The organism is Actinomadura opuntiae, assembly GCF_030283205.1.
Classification (GTDB): domain Bacteria; phylum Actinomycetota; class Actinomycetes; order Streptosporangiales; family Streptosporangiaceae; genus Spirillospora.
The window spans coordinates 9,105-30,642 of sequence record NZ_JASNWF010000019.1 but is presented as its reverse complement, the minus strand read 5'-3'; the positions used below and the strand labels follow the sequence as shown (position 1 = coordinate 30,642).

The 21,538-nt window shown below is 74.3% G+C and carries 3 protein-coding genes; all 3 read left to right on the top strand.

Features of this window, described 5'->3' with window-relative positions:
* Positions 1–284: 284 nt before the first annotated feature.
* The 3 genes from QP089_RS34800 to QP089_RS34790 are packed head-to-tail and all read left to right on the top strand — an operon-like array spanning position 285 to position 21,531.
* A complete protein-coding gene (locus tag QP089_RS34800) occupies positions 285–9,857 on the top strand; it encodes a non-ribosomal peptide synthetase (protein ID WP_285917574.1) in 9,573 nt (3,190 codons plus the stop codon).
* Positions 9,854–17,608, top strand: a complete 7,755-nt coding sequence (locus QP089_RS34795) for a non-ribosomal peptide synthetase (protein WP_285917572.1) — start codon at positions 9,854–9,856, stop codon at positions 17,606–17,608. The genes QP089_RS34800 and QP089_RS34795 overlap by 4 nt, the downstream gene beginning before the upstream one ends.
* Positions 17,605–21,531 carry a non-ribosomal peptide synthetase gene (locus QP089_RS34790; RefSeq protein WP_285917570.1) on the top strand — a complete coding sequence of 1,309 codons (3,927 nt, stop codon included), beginning with the start codon at positions 17,605–17,607 and terminating at the stop codon, positions 21,529–21,531. The genes QP089_RS34795 and QP089_RS34790 overlap by 4 nt, the downstream gene beginning before the upstream one ends.
* Positions 21,532–21,538: the final 7 nt, after the last annotated feature.

The following is a 21,538-nucleotide window of genomic DNA, read 5'->3' as shown; positions in this document are numbered from 1 at the left end:
CAGGCTGGTTAACTGTGGCCCCGCTACTCCTGAGTAGGACGATGGGGCGCGGGGCGGGTCCCGGTCGAGGGCGGAAAGCGGCGGCGCTCTGTACGGGCGGGATCACGGGGCGTCGATCCTCGGGGTCCGCGCACCGCCGCGTTCCGGAAGGGACTCGGGTGAAAGGGGACGGGGAGCAGCCCGATCAGTTCTGTGGTCATTTCCTTTGAATTTCCGCCCGCCGGCGCCTTCCGGGCGCCGATGCCTGGCACAAAGCAAACCCCCTTCGACCGGGAAAGCACTTGATGTCGTCCACCGAGTACGTCCCTCTTTCGGCCGCTCAGCAGAGCGTCTGGTACGCGCAGCAGCTGGCGCCCGAAACGCCGATCCACATCGCGCAGTACATCGAGATCGAGGGCCCGCTCGACCACGAACTCTTCGACCGGGTGGCGCGAATCGGCGCGCACGAGGTGCTGGCGCTGCACGCCCGGTTCGCCGAGCGGGACGGGGTGGTGCGGCAGGTGCTCGACCCGGACGCGAGCGTCTCCGTCCCCCTGGTGGACCTGTCCGGCGAGCCCGACCCGGACGCGGCGGCGCGGGCGTGGATGAAGGCGCGGATGGCCGAGCCGATGCCGCTGGACGGCGACCGGCTGTTCGTCACCGCGATGCTGCGGCTGTCGCCCGTCCTGCACCGGTGGTTCATCCGCACCCACCACGCGATCCAGGACGGCCACAGCGGACCGCTGATCATGCACCGGGCCGCGGAGGTCTACACCTCGCTGGCGAACGGCGGCGAGTACGTCCCGGCGGAACTCGGCGACTACCGCCGGGTCCTCGCCGAGGAGGAGGAGTACCGGGCGTCGGAGCGGTTCGAGCGGGACCGCGCGTACTGGACCGAGCGGTTCGCCGACAAGCCGGTCGCGGTGAGCCTCGCCGACGACATGGCCGAGCCGACCGCCGACTTCATCAGCCGCGTCGCCGTCGTCCCGGCGCGGGAGTCCGCGGCGCTCGCGTCCGGCGCGCGGCGGCTGCGCACCGCCACGCAGGGCCTCGCGATCGCGGCGACCGCCGCGTACGTGGCGCGGATGACCGGCACCGAGGACGTCATCCTCGGCCTCGCGGTCAGCGGCCGCACCACGCAGATCGCCAGGGAGACGCCGGCGATGCTGTCGACGGTCCTGCCGCTGCGCGTGCACGTCCGCCCGGACATGACGGTGGACGAGCTGGTCCGCGCCGCGACGCGGGCGAGCGCGCGGGCGCTGCGCCACCAGCGCTACCGCCGCGAGGACCTGCTGCGCGACCTGAAGCTGCTCGGCGAGCGGCGCCGCCTGTACGGGCCGGTCATCAACATCATGGCGTTCGACTACCGGCTCGACTTCGCCGGCCTGCCGGCCCGGATGCACGCCCTCACGATCGGGCCGATCGACGACCTCGCGATCAACATCTACGACAACCTCGACGGCGCCGGCATCCGCGTCGACTTCGAGGCGCACCCCGACCTGTACACCGAGGACCAGGTCGCCGCGCACCAGGAGCGCTACCTCCGGTTCCTGCGCACGCTCGGCGAGGTCGACCCGTCCACGCCGCTCGGGGACGTGGAGCTGCTGGACGGCGCCGAGCGCGACCTGGTGCTGCGCGGGTGGAACGACGTCGCGCACCCGGTCGACCCCCGCACCGCACCGGAGATGGTCGAGGCGCAGGCCGCGCGGACGCCCGACCGGACCGCCGTCATCGCCGGCGACGCCCGCCTCACCTACGCCGAGCTGAACGCGCGCGCGAACCGGCTGGCCCGGCACCTCATCGCGCGCGGCGTCGGCACCGACGACTTCGTCGCGCTCGCCCATCCGCGCGACGAGAACCTCGTCGTCGCCGCGCTGGCCGTGCTGAAGGCCGGCGCCGCCTACCAGCCGATCGACCTGACCTATCCGCCAGACCGCGTCGCCTACATGCTGGCCGACGCCGGCCCCGCCTGCGTCATCACCACCCGCTCCGGCGAGCTGCCCGCCGGCACCCCCCGGGTCGAGCTGGACGCCCTCGCGCTCGACGACCTCCCCGGGGAGAATGTGACCGACGCGGAGCGCGTCCGGCCGCTGCGCCCCGGCAACCTCGCCTACATCATCTACACCTCGGGCTCGACGGGGCGCCCGAAGGGCGTCCCCATCTCGCACGAGAACTTCGCCGGCTTCCACGCCCGGTCGCTCGCGGCCTACGGGGCCGACCGGCTGCGCCGCGTGCTGTTCGCCACGTCGCTGAACTTCGACCTGTCGGTGCTCGAATGGCTGGTCCCGCTGACCGCCGGCGGCGAGATCGAGGTCGTCCGCGACCTCCTCGAGGTCGCCGAGCGCGGCGGCTGGTCGGGCTCGCTGATCGGCGGCGTGCCGTCGGCGATGTCGGCGCTGCTGGGACGCGGCGACTTCCGGCTCGAGGTGCAGGACATGGCGCTCGGCGGCGAGGCGCTGCCGCCGCGGCTGCTGAAGGACGTCCGGGCGCTGCTGCCGGACGCGCGGATCTCCAACATCTACGGCCCCACCGAGACGACGGTCGTCGTGACCGGCTGGTTCGACGACGGGAACCCCGCCGCGGTCGCGCCGATCGGCGGGCCGCTGGCCAACACCCGGGTGTACGTGCTGGACGCGCGGCTGCGGCCCGTCCCGGTCGGGGTCCCCGGCGAGCTGTACATCGCCGGCACGGGCCTGTCGCGCGGGTACCTGCGCCGCCCGTCGCTGACCGCCGACCGGTTCGTGGCCTGCCCGTTCGGCGGGCCCGGCGAGCGGATGTACCGGACGGGCGACCTCGTCCGCTGGATCGGCGACGGGCACCTGGAGTACCTCGGCCGCCTCGACCACCAGGTGAAGGTCCGCGGCTTCCGCATCGAGCTGGGCGAGATCGAGGCGGCGCTGGCGGCGCACCCCGGCGTGACGCAGAGCGTCGTCGTCGCGCGCCGCGACGCCGCCGGCGACACCGTCCTCGTCGGCTACGTGGTCGGCGCCGCGGGCGGCCCGCCCGAGCCCGCCGCCCTCCGCGAGTTCGTCGGGCGGACGCTGCCCGGCTACATGGTGCCGTCCGCGATCGTGGTGCTGGACGCGATGCCGCTCAACCCGGCCGGCAAGCTCGACCGGGCCGCGCTGCCCGAGCCCGACCTCGCCGCCCCGGAGTCCGCGCGGGGCCCGCGCGACGCCCGCGAGGAGATCCTCGCCGGGATCTTCGCCGACGTCCTCGGCGTGGACCGGGTCGGTGTCGACGACGGCTTCTTCGACCACGGCGGCGACTCGCTGAAGGCCACCCGCGTCGTCGCCCGCGCCCGCGCCGCGCTGAACGTGGAGCTGCCCGTCCGGGCGCTGTTCGAGACGCCGACCGTGGCGGGCCTCGCCGAGCGGATCGCCGCGTCCGCGACGGACGCCCGGCGCCCGGCGGTGCGGCCGATGGAGCGGCCCGACCCGCTGCCGGTGTCGCACGCGCAGGAGCGCCTCTGGTTCCTCAACCGGCTCGAAGGCCGCACCGCCACCTACAACATGCCGATCCCGCTCCGGCTGACCGGCGCGCTCGACGTCGAGGCCATGCGCGCCGCGCTCCGCGACGTCGTCGCCCGGCACGAGTCGCTGCGCACCGTCTTCGGGGACGCCGACGGCGAAGCGGTCCAGATCATCCTGGACCCGGCCGACGCCGACCCGCCGCTGACGGTCGGCGACGCCGACCCGGGCGACCTGTTCGGGACGCTGTTCGCCGACGCCACGCGCGGATTCGACCTGGCGTCCGAGCCGCCCGTCCGCGCGCACCTGTACCGGCTGGGCACGGGTGAGGCGGGCACGGACGAGCATCTGCTGCTGCTCGTCCTGCACCACATCGCCGGCGACGGCTGGTCGCTGGCGCCGCTGGCCCGCGACGTCATCACCGCCTACCTGGCGCGCAGCGACGGGAAGGCGCCGGAGTGGGCGCCGCTGCCGGTGCAGTACGCCGACTACGCCCTCTGGCAGCGCGAGCTGCTCGGCTCCGAGGACGACCCGGACGGCCTCGCCGCCCGCCAGATCGCCTACTGGAAGGACGCCCTCGTCGGGCTTCCCGACCAGATCGCCCTGCCGCTGGACCGGCCGCGCCCCGAGCGCGCCTCCTACCGGGGCGGGCGGGCCGCCTTCGAGGTCCCGGCCGACCTGCACGAGGGGCTGCGCGCCGTCGCCCGCGGCCACCAGGTCAGCGTGTTCATGGTGCTGCAGGCCGCGCTCGCCGCGCTGCTCACCCGGCTCGGCGCCGGGACCGACGTCCCGATCGGCTCGCCGATCGCGGGCCGCACCGACCAGGCCCTCGACGACCTGGTCGGCGTGTTCGTCAACACGCTCGTGCTGCGCACCGACACCTCCGGCGACCCGTCGTTCGCCGAGCTGCTCGCCCGCGTCCGGGAGGCCGACCTCGGCGCCTACGCCCACCAGGACGTCCCGTTCGAGCGGCTCGTCGAGGTGCTGAACCCGGTCCGGTCGCTGGCCCGGCACCCGCTGTTCCAGGTCATGCTGACCCTGCAGAACAACCCCGAGCCGTCGGTCGAGCTGCCCGGCCTGAACGTCGCGGTCGAGCCGGTGGACCCGGGCGTCGCGAAGTTCGACCTGGAGTTCCTGCTGGAGGACGCCCCGGACGGCGGCCTCGCCGGCACCCTGGAGTACGCGCGGGACCTGTTCGACGCCGGCACCGCCGAGCGCCTCACCGGCTGGTACCTGCGCATCCTCGAGCAGGTGGCCGCGACCCGCGCCGCCGTCACCGTGGACGGCCTCGACCTGCCCGGCGTCACCCTCGTCCAGGTCGCCGAGCCCGCGGAGGGCCCGGCGGTCAAGCGGCTCGTCGCCTACGTCGTGGCCGCGCCCGGCGCGGCGGTCGACCCCGAGGAGCTGCGCGCCCACGTCCGCGCGCACCTGCCCGAGTCGATGGTGCCCGCCGCCGTCGTCGTGCTGGAGGAGATGCCGCTCACCCCGAACGGCAAGGTCGACACCAAGGCGCTGCCGAAGCCGGACCTCGCCCCCGCCGTCCCGGCGACCGCCTACCGGGCGCCGTCCGGGGAGCGGGAGGAGGCCGTCGCCGCCGTCTTCGCCGACCTGCTGGGCCTCGACCGCGTCGGCGCCGACGACGACTTCTTCGCGCTCGGCGGCAACTCGCTGATCGCGATGCGGGTCGTCAGCCGGATCCGCCGGGTGCTGCGCACCGAGCTGCCCGTCCGCGCGCTGTTCGAGGCGCCGACCGTCGCCGGGCTCGCCGCGCTGCTGGACGGCCGGGAGGCCGCGCCGGGCCGCCCCGCGCTGGAGCCGCGCGAGCGGCCCGAGACCGTCCCGCCGTCGTACGCGCAGCAGCGGCAGTGGTTCCTCAACCGGTTCGAGGGGCCGTCCGCCACCTACAACATGCCGATCGCGCTGCGCATCCGCGGCCCGCTCGACGTGGACGCGCTCCGCGCCGCCGTCGGCGACCTGGTGGAGCGGCACGAGACGCTGCGCACGATCCTGCCGGACAGCGGCGGCGTGCCGCGCCAGCAGGTGCTCGACGCGGCCGCCGCCCGCCCGGAACTGGAGATCACCGCCACCGCGGAGGCCGAGCTGCCGTCGCGGCTGGCCATGGCCGCCGGGTACGCCTTCGACATCTCCGCCGAGCCGCCGCTGCGCTCGCACCTGTTCCGGCTCGCGCCGGACGAGCACGTCATGCTGCTGCTCCTGCACCACGTCGGCGGCGACGGCTGGTCGATGGCGCCGCTCGCCCGCGACTTCATCACCGCCTACGCCGCCCGCGCGGACGGCGCCGCGCCGGACTGGGCGCCGCTGCCGGTGCAGTACGCCGACTACACCCTCTGGCAGCAGGAGCTGTTCGGTTCCGAGGACGACCCGGAGAGCCTGATCTCCCAGCAGATCGCGTACTGGCGCGACGCGCTGGCGGGGCTTCCCGAGGAGCTGGAGCTGCCCGCCGACCGGCCGCGTCCGGCGGAGGCGTCCTACCGGGGCGCGACGGCCCGCTTCCGCCTCGGCCCCGAGGTGCACGCCGCGCTGCGCGCGCTGTCCCTGGACACCGGCGCCAGCCCGTTCATGGTCGCCCAGGCCGCGTTCGCCGCGCTGCTGACCCGGCTCGGGGCGGGCACGGACGTGCCGATCGGGTCGCCGATCGCGGGCCGCACCGACGAGGCGCTGGACGACCTCGTCGGCATGTTCGTCAACATGCTGGTCTTCCGCACCGACACCTCCGGCGACCCGACGTTCCGCGAGCTGGTCGCGCGGGTGAAGGAGACCGACCTCGCCGCCTACGCCCACCAGGACGTCCCGTTCGAGCGCCTCGTCGAGGTCCTCAACCCGCCGCGGCACCTCGCCCGGCACCCGCTGTTCCAGGTCGGGCTGACGTTCCAGAACAACCCCGAGGCGCGGCTGGAGATGCCCGGGTTCACCGCCGAGGTGGAGCCGCTGCACGCCGGGGTGTCCCGGTTCGACCTGCTGATGATCCTCACCGAGCGCGAGGACGGCCTCGACGGCGAGCTGGAGTACGCGCTCGACCTCTACGACCCGGCCACCGCGCAGCGGCTGGTCGCCCGCTTCGAGCGGATCCTGACCGCACTCCTCACCGCCCCCGACGCGCCCATCGGCGCCGCCGCCGTCCTCGACCCTGCCGAGCGCGACCTGATCCTCGGCGAATGGGCCGGCGGCAAGGCGCCCGAGGCGGAGCGGTCGACGATTCCGGCGTTGTTCGAGGCGCAGGCTGCGGCGCGTCCGGATGCGGTGGCGGTGACGTTCGAGGGTGTGTCGCTGTCGTATGGCGAGGTGAATGCGCGGGCGAACCGGTTGGCGCGCCGCCTGGTCGAGCAGGGTGTGGGCCCCGAGCAGTTCGTGGCGTTGAAACTGCCGCGCTCGGCGGAGCTTGTCGTGGCGATCCTCGCGGTGTTGAAGGCCGGGGCGGCCTACGTGCCGATGGACCCGGACTATCCCGAGGACCGGATCGCCTACATGGTCGAGGACGCTGCACCGGTCCTGGCCCTCGGCCCGGACGACCTCGATGCGTTCGGTTACGACGACGCGAACCTGGATGTGGCGATCTCGCCCGACCACCCCGCGTATGTCATCTACACGTCGGGTTCGACCGGGCGGCCCAAGGGCGTCGTGGTGCCGCATCAGAACGTCGTGCGCCTGCTGCGCTCCACCGAAGAGTGGTTCGATTTCGGGCCGGACGACGTGTGGACGCTGTTCCACTCGTACGCGTTCGACTTCACCGTCTGGGAGCTGTGGGGCTCGCTCCTCTACGGCGGGCGTCTCGTCGTGGTCCCGTACCTGACGTCGCGTTCGCCGGATGAGTTCCTGAAGCTGCTGGCCGACGAGCGGGTGACGGTTCTGAACCAGACGCCGTCGGCGTTCTACCAGCTGATGGCCGCCGACAAGGCGAACCCGGGTACGGAGCTGGCGCTGCGGTACATCGTCTTCGGCGGCGAAGCCCTCGACCTCGGACGGCTCGAAGACTGGTACGCGCGGCATCCCGAGGACGCGCCCACGCTCGTCAACATGTACGGGATCACCGAGACCACGGTGCACGTCTCGTACATCGCCTTGGACCGCGCCTACGCCGCGACCGCGCCCGGCAGCGTCATCGGCATCGGCATCCCCGACCTGCGCGTTTACGTTCTGGACGACCGTCTCCAGCCGGTCCCGCCGGGCGTCGTCGGGGAGCTGTATGTCGCGGGCGCGGGCCTTGCGCGCGGCTACCTCAACCGGCGGGCGCTGACCGCCGAGCGGTTCGTCGCCGACCCGCACGGCGCCTCCGGCACCCGCATGTACCGCACGGGCGACGTCGGGCGGTGGCTGAACGACGGCCGCCTCGAATATCTCGGCCGCAGCGACCAGCAGGTGCAGCTGCGCGGCTTCCGTATCGAGCTGGGCGAGATCGAGTCCGCGCTGACCAGGCACGAGGCGGTGTCGGACACGGCCGTGGTCGTCCGCGACGACCGCCTGGTCGCCTACGTGGTCGCCTCCGCGCCGGTGGACCCGACGGACCTGCGCAAATTCGCCGGCGGCGACCTGCCCGACCACATGGTCCCGGCCGTGGTCGTGGAGCTGGACGCGCTGCCGCTCACCGTCAACGGCAAGCTCGACCGCAAGGCGCTACCCGCGCCGGACTTCTCCGCGAAGGCGTCGTCGCGCGCGCCGCGCACCGCCGAGGAGGAGACCCTCGCGGGTCTGTTCGCCGAGGTGCTGGGCCTGGAGCGGGTCGGTGTCGACGACGGGTTCTTCGACCTGGGCGGCGACTCGATCATCGCGATCCAGCTGGTGTCGCGGGCCCGGCAGTCGGGCCTGGTCATCACACCGCGCGACGTCTTCCAGCACCAGACCGTCGAGGAGCTCGCCGCGGTCGCGCGGCCGGTCGGCGAGGACGAGCGGGTCGAGGCCGAGGCGCCCGGCGCGGGCGTCGGGCCGATCCCCGTCACGCCGATCGTCGCCTGGCTGCGCGACCGGGTCGACGGCGACGCGACGCTCATCAGCGGCTTCCACCAGTCGATGCTGCTGCGCACCCCGCCCGCGCTCGGCGCCGACCGGCTCGCCGCCGCGTTCCAGGCCGTCCTGGACCACCACGACGTCCTCCGGCTCCGCCTCGACGTCGAGGACGGCGGCTGGCAGCCGGTCGTCCGGCAGCCCGGCACGGTGGACGCCGCCGCCCTGGTCACCCGGGTGGACATCGCGGGCCTCGACGCCGAGAAGCGCGCCGTGGTCATCGGCGAGCAGGCCGTCGCCGCCCGCGAACGCCTCGACCCGGTCGCCGGGATGACGGCGCAGCTCGTCTGGTTCGACGCGGGCAACGACCAGGGCCGCCTCCTGGTCGTCCTGCACCACCTGGTCGTGGACGGCGTCACCTGGCGGATCCTGCTGCCCGACCTCGTCACCGCCTGGGCGGGCGGCGCGCTCGACCCGGTCCCGACCTCGTTCCGCCGCTGGGCGCAGCGGCTCACCGCCACCGCCGCCGACCGCGAGGACGAGCTGGAGGACTGGCTCGACATCGTGGACGGCCCGCCGCAGCGGCTCGCCCCGCGCGCCCTGGACCCGCGCGTCGACATCGCCGCCCGCGCCCGGTCGCTGACCGTCGACCTGCCCGCCGACGTCACCGGCCCGCTGCTCACCGACGTGCCCGCCGCCTACCACGGCCGCGCCAACGACGTCTTGCTCACCGGCCTCGCCCTCGCCGTCGCGCAGTGGCGCCGCCACCACGGCGCGGGACGCGGCACCGACGTGCTGATCGACCTCGAAGGCCACGGCCGCGAGGACGTCGTGCCGGGCGTCGACCTGTCCCGGACGGCCGGCTGGTTCACCTCCATCCATCCCGTCCGGCTCGACGCGGGCACCGTCGACTGGGCGGAGGTCCGCGACGGCGGCGCCTCCGTCGGCACCGCCATCAAGAAGGTGAAGGAGCAGCTGCGGGCCATTCCGGACGGCGGCATCGGCTACGGCCTGCTGCGGTACGGCGGCGGCGAGGCCGCCGAGGAGCTGGCCGAGCCGCCCGCCGCGCCCATCGCGTTCAACTACCTCGGCCGCGTCGCGCCCGGCGACGGGGACGGCGACTGGACGCTCGCGCCGGAGGAGACTCCCGCAGGCGAGGACCCGCGGATGCCGGTCGCGCACGTCCTGGAGATCAACGCGGTCACCCGCGACGCGGCCGGCGGCCCGGTGCTGTCGGCGACGTGGACGTGGCCCGGCGGGCTGCTGGAGGAGGCCGCCGTCCGCGAGCTGGCCGACGCCTGGTTCACCGCGCTGCGCGGCCTCGTCGCGCACGTCGCCGCCGCCGGCGATGACGGCGCCGCCGGCGGGTTCACCCCGTCCGACCTGCTCGTGGACCTGGATCAGAGCGAGATCGACAAGCTGCAGAGCGCCTGGAGGAAGCAGACGTGAACCGGGGGGACCTCGAGGACATCCTGCCGCTGTCTCCCTTGCAGCAGGGCTTCTTCTTCCACGCGCTGTTCGACGCCGAGACCGGCACCGATGGCGGCACCGGCGCCGATGACGGCGCGTCCGGCCGGGACGTCTACACCGCGCAGCTCGTCCTCGACCTCGACGGGCCGCTCGACGCCGGAGCCCTGCGGACCGCCGCCGAGACGCTGCTGCGCAGGCACTCCAACCTGCGGGCGGCGTTCTGGCACGAGGACCTGTCGCGGCCCGTCCAGGTCGTCCCGCGCACCGTCGAGCTGCCGTGGGAGGAGACCGACGCGGCGGACGCCGCCGAGGCCGACGCGATCGTGGCGCGGGAGCGGGCGCGCGGCTTCGACATGACCGCGCCGCCGCTGCTGCGCTTCGTCCTGGTCCGGACGGGCGCGGCGCAGTATCGTCTCGTCCTCACCAACCACCACATCCTGCTGGACGGCTGGTCCACGCCGATCCTGGCGACCGAGCTGTTCATGCTGTACGTGCAGGGCGGCCACGACACCGGCTTCCCGCGCGTCACCCCGTACAAGAACTACCTCGCGTGGCTGGCGAAGCAGGACCGCGCCGCCGCCGAGGAGGCCTGGCGCCGCGCCCTCGAAGGCGTCGAGGAGCCGAGCCTCGTCGCGCCGGAGGCCGCCGACCGCGCGCCGCGCCCGCCGGAGCGCACCATCGCCGAGCTGGACGAGCGGACGACCCGCCGCCTCTCCCGGGCGGCCCGCCGGCACGGCGTCACGCTCAGCACCGTCCTCCAAGGCGCATGGGGCCTGGTCCTCGGCCGGTTCCTCGGCAGCGACGACGTCGTGTTCGGCGCGACCGTCTCCGGCCGCCCGCCGGAGCTGCCCGGCATCGAGCAGATGATCGGCCTGTTCATCAACACGCTGCCGATCCGCGTCCGGCACCGCCCGGACGAGTCCCTCGCCGCGCTGATGGAACGGCTCCAGGAGGAGCAGACCGCGCTGCTGGCCCACCACCACCTCGGCCTCACCGACATCCAGCGGGTCGCGGGCCACGGCCGCGCGCTGTTCGACACGATGACGGTGCTGGAGAACTACCCGTTCGACCCGGCCATGCTGGACGGCTCGCTGAACGGCGTCCGCATCGCCGCCGCCGACTCCTACGACGCGACCCACTTCCCGCTGTCGTTCGTCGCCGTCCCGGACGACCGGTTGTCGCTGCGGCTGCACTACCGGCCCGACGTGTTCGAGCACGAGGTCGTCGAGGCGCTGCTGGCCCGCGTCCGCCGCTTCCTCGAAGCGTTCGCCGAGGACTCGTCGCAGCTCATCGGCGCCGTCGGCCTGGCGAGCGACGAGGAGCGCGCGACCCTGGCGCGCTGGAACGACACGTCCGCCGGCGTCCCGGCCGGCACCCTCCCCGCCCTGTTCGAGGCCCAGGCCGCCCGCACGCCGGACGAGATCGCGCTCGTCTGCGACCGAACGGCCCTCACCTACGCCGAGCTGAACGAGCGCGCCAACCGCCTCGCGCACGAGCTGATCGCGCGCGGCATCGGCGCGGAGGACCGCGTCGCGATCGTCCTGCCCCGCACTCCCGGGATCGTCGTGGCGATCCTCGGCGTGCTGAAGGCGGGCGCCGCGTACGTGCCGATCGACCCCGAGTACCCAGCCGACCGCATCGCCTACATGCTGGACGACTGCCGTCCCGCCCTCACCATCACCGCCGGCGACTTCCCGCAGGGCACCGGACGGCCCGCGCACGACCCGACCGATGCGGAGCGGGTCCGGCCGCTGCGCTCCGCCAACGCCGCCTACGTCATCTACACCTCGGGCTCCACGGGACGGCCGAAGGGCGTGACGATCCCGCACACCGGCGTCCTGAACTACTACGAGGCGCACCGGGACGCGTTCATCGACCCGGCGGTCGAGGCGGCCGGCGGCCGCCGGATGCGGTTCGCGCACCTCGCGTCGTTCTCGTTCGACACCTCCTGGCACGGCCTGCTGTGGATGATGCACGGCCACGAGCTGCACCTCATCGACGACGCGACCCGCCGCGACGTCGAGGCGTACACCGCATACGTGGCTCGCGCGCGCATCGACCTCGTCAACACCACGCCGTCGCACTTCGCCTCCCTCCGCGAAGCGGGCCTGCTCAGCGACGACGGACGCCACCTGCCCACGCACCTGCTCCTCGGCGGCGAGGCCTTCAGCGACGGCCTCTGGACGGACCTGCGCGAGCTCCCCGGCGTGACCACCCGCAACCTCTACGGCCCGACCGAGTCGACGATCGACACGATGAACCAGGTCGTCGCGCGGGCGGAGCGGGTCTCCATCGGCGCGCCCCACCGCAACACCCGCGCCTACGTGCTGGACGCCGCGCTCCAGCCCGCCCCGCCCGGCGTCCCCGGCGAGCTGTACCTCGCGGGCGCGCAGCTCGCGCGCGGCTACTTCGGGCGCCCGTCGCTGTCGGCGGAGCGGTTCGTCGCCGACCCGTTCGGCGCCCCCGGCGACCGCATGTACCGCACCGGCGACCTCGCCCGGTGGCTGCCGGACGGGACGGTCGAGTACCTCGGCCGCGCCGACGACCAGGTCAAGATCCGCGGCTTCCGGGTCGAGCCCGGCGAGATCGAGAACGTCGTCGCCGCGTTCGACGGCGTCGCGCAGGCCGCCGTCGTCGTCCGCGAGGACCGTCCCGGCGACCGGCGGCTCGCCGCCTACGTCGTGCCCGCCGCCCTGCCCGAGGCCCTGGACGTCGCCGCGCTGCGGAGGTTCGCGGCCGAGCGGCTGCCCGACTACATGGTCCCCGCGTTCACCGTGCTGGACGCGCTGCCGCTGACCGTCAACGGGAAACTGGACCGGTCCGCGCTGCCCGCGCCCGGCGGCGGCGCGTCCGTCAGCCGCGCGCCGCGCTCGCCGCAGGAGGAGATCCTGTGCGGGCTGTTCGCCGAGATCCTCGGCGTGCCGCGCGTCGGCGTCGACGACGGGTTCTTCGACCTCGGCGGCGACTCGCTCACCGCGACCCGCCTCGTCGGCAAGGTCCGCACCGCGCTCGGCGCCGAGCTGCCCGTCCGGGCGCTGTTCGAGGCCCCGACGGTCGCCGGCCTCGCCGAACGGCTCGCCGGGGCGGGCGGGACCGTGCGGCCGCCGCTGGTGCGCGCCGAACGCCCCGAGGTCGTGCCGCTGTCGTACGCGCAGCAGCGGCTGTGGTTCCTCAACCGGTTCGAGGGCGCGTCCGCGACCTTCAACATGCCGGTCGCGCTGCGGCTGGACGGCGCCCTGGACCTGGACGCGCTGCGCGCCGCCCTCGCCGACGTCGTCGAACGGCACGAGTCATTGCGGACGATCTTCCCGGACGGGTCCGGCAGCGCCCGCCAGCTCGTCCTGGACCCGGCCGCCGCCCGGCCGCGCCTCGACGTCGTCCCGACCGGCGAGGCGGCGCTGCCGGCCGCGCTGGCCGCCGAGGTCGGGCGGGGCTTCGACCTGTCGGTGGAGCCGCCGCTGCGGGCCCGGCTGTTCGCGCTCGACGGCGGCGGCCACGTCCTGGCGATGGTGCTGCACCACATCGCGGCGGACGGCTGGTCGATGGCGCCGCTGGCCCGCGACGTGATCCTCGCCTACGCGGCCCGCGCGGAGGGCCGCGCGCCGCAGTGGGCGCCGCTGCCGGTGCAGTACGCCGACTACACCCTCTGGCAGCGCGAGCTGTTCGGCTCGGAGGACGACCCGGAGAGCCTGATCTCCCAGCAGATCGCCTACTGGCGCGACGCGCTCGCCGGGCTCCCCGAGGAACTGGATCTGCCCGCCGACCGGCCGCGCCCGGCGGAGGCGTCCTACCGGGGCGGCACGCACGCCTTCGAGCTGGACGCCGACCTGCACGCGGGCCTGCTGCGGCTCGCCCGCGAGAGCGGCGCGAGCCTGTTCATGGTCATGCAGGCCGCCTACGCCGCGCTGCTGACCCGGCTCGGGGCGGGCACGGACGTGCCGATCGGGTCGCCGATCGCGGGCCGCACCGACGAGGCGCTGGACGACCTCGTCGGCATGTTCGTCAACATGCTCGTCCTGCGCACCGACACCTCCGGCGACCCCTCCTTCCGCGAGCTGATCTCCCGGGTCAAGGAGACCGACCTCGCCGCCTACGCCCACCAGGACCTGCCGTTCGAGCGGCTCGTCGAGGTGCTGAACCCGACCCGGTCGATGGCCCGGCACCCGCTGTTCCAGGTCGCGCTGTCGTTCCAGAACAACCCCGAGGCACGGCTGGAACTGGACGGGACGACCGGCGGCGCCGAACCCCTGACCGCCGGCGCCGCCAAGTACGACCTGTCCCTCTACCTGGAGGAACGGCACGCCGGCGACGGCGCGCCCGCCGGGATCGAGGCCGGTCTGGAGTACGCCCTCGACCTGTTCGACCCCGGCACGGCCGTCGCGATCGCCGGACGGTTCGAGCGGCTCGTCCGCGACCTCCTCGCCGACCCCGACGCGCCGATCGGCACCGCCGAGATCCTGGAACGTTCGGAACGCCGCACCATCCTGCGCAAGTGGGCGGGCGGCAAGGCGCCCGAGGTGGAGCGGTCGACGATTCCGGTGTTGTTCGAGGCGCAGGCTGCGGTGCGTCCGGATGCGGTGGCGGTGACGTTCGAGGGTGTGTCGCTGACCTACGGCGAGGTGAATGCGCGGGCGAACCGGTTGGCGCGTCGCCTGGTCGAGCAGGGTGTTGGGCCTGAGCAGTTCGTGGCGTTGAAGCTGCCGCGTTCGGCGGATCTGGTCGTGGCGATCCTGGCGGTGTTGAAGGCCGGGGCGGCCTACGTCCCGATCGACCCGACCTACCCGGACGACCGGATCAAGTACATGGTCGAGGACGCCGCGCCCGTCCTGGCCCTCGGCCCGGACGACCTCGATGCGTTCGGCTACGACGACGCGAACCTGGACGTGGCGATCTCGCCCGACCACCCCGCGTACGTCATCTACACCTCGGGATCGACCGGACGCCCCAAGGGCGTCGTCATCCCGCACCAGAACGTCGTCCGGCTCCTGCGCTCCACCAAAGAGTGGTTCCACTTCCGGCCCGACGACGTGTGGACGCTCTTCCACTCCTACGCCTTCGACTTCTCGGTGTGGGAGCTGTGGGGGCCGCTCCTGCACGGCGGGCGTCTCGTCGTCGTGCCGTACCTGACGTCGCGTTCGCCGGATGAGTTCCTGAAGCTGCTGGTCGACGAGCGGGTGACGGTTCTGAACCAGACGCCGTCGGCGTTCTACCAGCTGATGGCGGCCGACAAGGCGAACCCGGGCACCGAGCTGGCGCTGCGGTACATCGTCTTCGGCGGCGAAGCGCTCGACCTCGGCCGGCTTGAAGACTGGTACGCGCGGCGTCCCGAGGACGCGCCGACGCTCGTCAACATGTACGGGATCACCGAGACGACCGTCCACGTCTCGTACATCGCCTTGGACCGCGCCTACGCCGCGACCGCGCCCGGCAGCGTCATCGGCATCGGCATCCCCGACCTGCGCGTTTACGTTCTGGACGACCGTCTCCAGCCGGTCCCGCCGGGCGTCGTCGGGGAGCTGTATGTCGCGGGCGCGGGCCTGGCGCGCGGTTACCTCAACCGGCGGGCGCTGACCGCCGAGCGGTTCGTCGCCGACCCGCATGGCGCCCCCGGCACCCGCATGTACCGCACCGGCGACCTCGGCCGCTGGCGTGGCGACGGTGCCCTCGAATACCTGGGCCGCAGCGACCAGCAGGTGCAGCTGCGCGGCTTCCGTATCGAGCCGGGCGAGGTCCAGTCAGCGCTGACCAGGCACGAGGCGGTGTCGGACGCGGCCGTGGTCGTCCGCGACGACCGCCTGGTCGCCTACGTCGTGACCACCGGCGAGGCCGATCCCGCCGAGCTGCGCGCGTTCACCGGCCGGGACCTGCCCGACTACATGGTCCCGGCCGCCGTGGTGGAGCTGGACGCGATCCCGCTGACCGCCAACGGCAAGCTGGACCGCAAGGCGCTGCCCGCGCCCGACTTTTCGGCGAAGGCGTCGTCGCGGGCGCCGCGCACCGCCGAGGAGGAGACCCTCGCGGGCCTGTTCGCCGAGGTGCTGGGCCTGGAGCGGGTCGGTGTCGACGACGGGTTCTTCGACCTGGGCGGCGACTCGATCATCGCGATCCAGCTGGTGTCGCGGGCCCGGCAATCGGGCCTGGTCATCACGCCCCGCGACGTCTTCCAGCACCAGACCGTCGAGGACCTCGCCGCGGTCGCGCGGCCGGTCGGCGAGGACGAGCGGGTCGAGGCCGAGCCGCCCGGCGCGGGCGTCGGCCAGATCCCGGCCACCCCGATCATGCGCTGGTTCCAGGAACTGGACGGCCCCGTCTCCGGCTACAGCCAGCGGATGCTGCTCCAGGTCCCGCCGGACCTCGGCGTCGACCGGCTGGCGGCCGCGCTCCAGACGCTGCTCGATCACCACGACGTCCTGCGCCTGCGGGTGCGCGACGGCGAGTTCGAGGTCGCCGAGCCGGGCGCGGTCGACGCGGCGCCGCTCGTCCACCGCGTCGACGTGACGGGCCTGGAAGGCGACGCGCTGCGCGCCGTCCTCGCCGAGCACGCCCGCGCCGCCCGCGACCGCCTCGACCCCGAGGCCGGCATGATGGCGCAGCTCGTGTGGTTCGACGCGGGACCCGCCGCGTCCGGCCGCCTCCTGCTGACGCTGCACCACCTGGTCGTGGACGGCGTGTCCTGGCGGATCCTGCTGCCCGACCTCGTCACCGCCTGGGCGGGCGGGACGCTCGACCCGGTCCCGACCTCGTTCCGCCGCTGGGCGCAGCGCCTGGTCGCCGAGGCGTCCGACCCGTCCCGCACCGCCGAACTGCCGCTGTGGGAGGACGTCCTCGCCACCCCCGACCCGGTCCTCGGCGCCCGCCCGCTCGACCCGAAGGCCGACACGTTCGCGACGGCCCGGCACCTCACCCTCGACCTGCCCGCCGACGTCACCGGGCCGCTGCTCACCGACGTCCCGGCCGCGTTCCACGGCCGCGCCAACGACGTCCTGCTCACCGGCCTCGCCCTCGCCGTCGCCGAATGGCGGCGAGACCGGGGCGTCTCCGACGACACCGCCGTGCTCATCGACCTGGAGGGCCACGGCCGCGAGGAGATCGTGCCGGGCGTCGACCTGTCCCGCACCGCCGGCTGGTTCACCGCCATCTACCCGGTGCGGCTGGACGCCGGCCGTCTGGAGCCCGGCGATGTCCGGGAGGGCGGCCAGGCCGTCGGCACCGCCCTGAAACGGGTCAAGGAGCAGTTGCGGGAGATCCCCGACAACGGCATCGGGTACGGGCTGCTCCGCCACCTCAACCCGGCCGCCGCGCGGCGGCTCGGCGGGCGCCCGCACCCGCAGATCGCGTTCAACTACCTCGGCCGGTCCGCCGTGCCCGAGGCCACCGACTGGGGGCCCGCCGGCCAGGCCGACGCCGGGGCGCTCGGCGGCGGCCAGGACGGCGCGCTCGGCCTCGTCCACGCCATCGAGGTCAACGCGCACACCCGCGACCTGCCCGGCGGCCCCGAGCTGAGCGCCACCTGGACCTACGCGGGCGGCCTGTTCGGCGAGGACGCCGTCCGCGACCTCGCCGGACGCTGGTTCGCGGCGCTGCGCGGCCTCGTCGCGCACGTCCTCGACGCGCCCGCCGACGGGCCCGTCGGCGGGTTCACCCCCTCCGACCTGTCCCTGGTCGACGTCAGCCAGGACGAGATCGACGAACTCGCCGCCGAACTCGACGGTGAATGGGAGCTGGATTGACCACGTCGCAGCTTGAGGACATCCTCCCGCTGTCCCCGTTGCAGCAGGGCCTGTTCTTCCACGCCCTCTACGACTCGGGGCACGACGTCTACACCGCGCAGATCGCGTTCGACCTGCGCGGCCCCCTCGACGCGGACGCGCTGCGCGCCGCCGCCGCGACCCTGCTGCGCCGGCACGCCAACCTGCGCGCCGGGTTCCGGCAGCGCAAGGAGGGCTCGCCCGTCCAGGTCGTGCACCGCACCGTCCGGCTGCCGTGGCGGGACGCCGACCTGACCGGGCTGCCCGCGGCCGAGCGGGACGCGCGGGCGCGGGAGCTGGCCGAGGCCGAGCGGACCCGCCCGTTCGACATGGCCCGGCCGCCGCTGCTGCGCTTCCTGCTGATCAGGCTGGCGGACGGCCTGCACCGGATGGTGTTCACCAACCACCACATCCTGCTGGACGGCTGGTCCACGCCCGTCCTGCAGACCGAGCTGTTCGCGCTGTACCTGGCCGGGGGCGACGACACCGGCATGCCGCGCGTCACCCCGTACAAGAACTACCTCGCGTGGGTCGCCGCGCAGGACCGGCCCGCCGCCGAGGACGCCTGGCGCCGCGCGCTCCACGGCGTCGACGGCCCGACCCTCGTCGCGCCCGGCGCCGGTGAGCGCGGCCCCTCGGATTCCGGCGCCGCCGCGCCCGGACGGGTGCGGATCCGGCTCACCGAGGACCTCACCGCGGCGCTGTCGGCGCGCGCCCGCGCCCAGGGCGTCACCCTCAACACCGTGCTCCAGCTCGGCTGGGGCGCCCTGCTCGGCCGCCTCACCGGCTCCGGCGACGTGGTGTTCGGCGCCGCCGTGTCCGGGCGCCCGCCCGAGCTGCCCGGCGTCGAGCAGATGATCGGCCTGTTCATCAACACGCTGCCGGTCCGGGTGCGGGTCCGGCCCGGCGACACCGTCGCCGCGGCGCTCACCCGCCTGCAGGACGAGCAGGCCGCGCTGATGGCGCACCACCACCTCGGCCTGTCGGACATCCAGCGGCTCGCCGGCACCGGCCCGCTGTTCGACACGATGACCGTCCTGGAGAACTACCCGTTCGACCCCGACGCCGCCGGCACCGACCTCGGCGGCCTCACCCTCCACGACGTCGACGGCTACGACGCCTCGCACTACCCGCTGGCGCTCGCCGCCGTGCCGGGCCAGGCGGGCCTGTCGCTGCGGCTGGACTTCCGCACGGACCTGTTCGGCGAGGACGAGGCGCAGCGGCTGATGCGCCGGTTCGTCCGCATCCTGGAGTCCGTCGCCCACCGCCCCGACCTGCCGCTCGGCCGCATCGACGTGCTGGAGGACGACGAGCGCGACCTCGTCCAGCGCGCCTGGCAGGGCCCGGACACCCAGCGCAGGCCCGGCACCGTGACCGGCCGCTTCGCCGAGCAGCTCGCCGCCGCCCCGGACGCCGTCGCCGTCGCCGCGGGGGAGGAGTCGCTCACCTACGCGGAGCTGGACGAGCGCGCGAACCGGCTGGCGCACCGGCTGGTCGGGCTCGGCGTCCGCCGCGAGACGCCCGTCGCCGTCCTGCTGGAGCGGTCGGCCTCCACCGTCGTGGCGTCCCTGGCCGTCCTGAAGGCCGGCGGCGCCTACGCGCCGATCCACCACGCCTACCCGCCCGAGCGGACGGCGTGGGCCGTCGCCGAGGTCGACGCGCCCGTCCTGCTCGTCGACACCGCGATGCGAGGCCGCGTCGCCGGCCTCGGCACCGCCGCGCACGTGCTGGTCCTGGACGACGACCCGGAGACCGCCGCGCAGCCCGCCACGGCCCCGGACGTCCCGTGCCATCCCGAGCAGCTCGCCTGCGTGCTGTTCACCTCCGGCTCGACCGGCGTGCCGAAGGGCGTCATGCTCCGCCACCGCGACGCGGTCAGCCTCGCCACCGACGGGGAGCTGCGCGGCGGCGCCCACGAGCGGGTGCTGTTCCACTCGCCGCACGCGTTCGACGCGCACGTCTACGAGATCTGGACGCCGCTGCTGCAGGGCGGCGCCGTCGTCGTCGCGCCCCCCGGCCACCTGACCGGCGAGGCGATCGAGGAGCTGACCCGCGCGCACGGCGTCACCGGCCTGTTCATCACCACCACGCTGTTCAACCTGGTCGCCGACGAGCGGCCGCGGGCGTTCGCCGGGCTCCGCGAGGTCCTCACCGGCGGCGAGGCCGGGTCGACGGCCGCGATCCGCAAGGTCCTCGCCGCGTGCCCCGACACCGAGGTCGGCAACGTCTACGGCCCCACCGAGGCGACCACCTACACCACCGTCGACCGGCAGCGGGCGCGGCTCGCCGACCCGTCCGAGACGACCGCGTTGCTCGGCCGGCCGATGGACGACCGGCGCGTGTACGTCCTGGACCAGGGGCTGCGGCCCGTCCCGCCAGGCGTGGTCGGCGAGGCCTACATCGCGGGTCCCGGGCTCGGCCGCGGCTACCTGCGGCGCGCGTCCCTCACCGCGGAGCGGTTCCTGCCCGACCCGTTCGGGGCGCCCGGGACCCGCATGTACCGGACCGGCGACCTCGTCCGGCACCGCCCCGACGGCACCCTGGAGTACGTCGACCGGGTCGACTTCCAGGTGAAGGTCCGCGGGTTCCGGATCGAGCTGGGCGAGATCGAGGCCGTCCTCACCGCGCACCCGGCCGTCGCGAACGCCGCCGTCGTCGCCCGCGAGGACGCCCCCGGCGTCAAGACCATCGTCGCCTACGTCATCGCCCCGGACACCGAGGAGCTGAAGGAGTTCGTCGCGGCGCGGCTGCCGGAGTACATGGTGCCCGCCGCGTTCGTCCGGCTCGACACCTTCCCCGTCGGCCCGAACGGAAAGCTCGACCGGCGCGCCCTGCCCGCGCCCGACTACGCCGCCTCCGCCGGACGCGACCCGGCCACGCCCGAGGAGGAGGCGCTCTGCCGGATCGTCGCGGACGTCCTCGGCCTCGACCGGGTCGGCGCCGACGCCAGCTTCTTCGACCTCGGCGGCGACAGCATCGCCGCGCTGAAGCTGGTCACCCGCGCCCGGCAGGCCGGGATCGAGCTCACCCCCCGCGACGTGTTCACCCACCAGACCGTCGAGGCGCTCGTCCACGCCGGCGAGCCCGAGGACCGGCTCGGCTTCGAGATCCTGCTGCCGATCCGCACCACCGGGACCCGGCCGCCGGTCTTCTTCGTCCACCCGGCGGGCGGGCTCGCCTGGAGCTACCTGCAGTTCCAGCGGCACCTCGGCCCCGACCAGCCCGTCTACGGCCTGCAGGGCAGCGCGTTCACCCGCTCCGAGCTGCCCGGCTCGGTCGAGGAGATGGCGCAGGACTACATCGAGCAGATCCGGAGCGTGCAGCCGTCCGGGCCGTACCACCTCGTGGGCTGGTCGCTCGGCGGCCTCATCGCCTACGAGATGGCCGTCCGGCTCCAGGCCGCCGGCGAACGCGTCGGGCTGCTCGCGCTCATCGACGCCTACCACAGCCAGGACCTGGAGTCGGAGAAGCGGGAGATCCTGCCGGAGCTGCTGGAGTCCATCGGGATCGACGCGAAGATGGTCGCCGACGACGGCAACCCCGACATGGCCCAGATCATGGCGGTGCTCGCCGAACGCGACGACGCCCTCGCCACCCTCCGCGAGGACGACCTCGTCAACGTCTACCGCAACTACGAGAACGGGCTCCACCAGGCCGAGCGGTACCGGCCCGGCCGGTACCGCGGCGACGTCGTGTTCTTCACCGCCCTGCAGGGCCGCACCCCCGACTCGCCGACCGGCCCGTCCAACTGGGGTCCGCTCGTCGAGGGGCAGATCGAGGACTACCCCCTGGACGTCGAGCACCACTTCCTGCTGGAGCCCGGACCGGCCGCCGAGATGGGCGCCGTGCTCGCCGCCAAGCTCGACAAACTCCACGTCAACGACCGAACGCTCGGAAAGCAGTGAAAGGGAC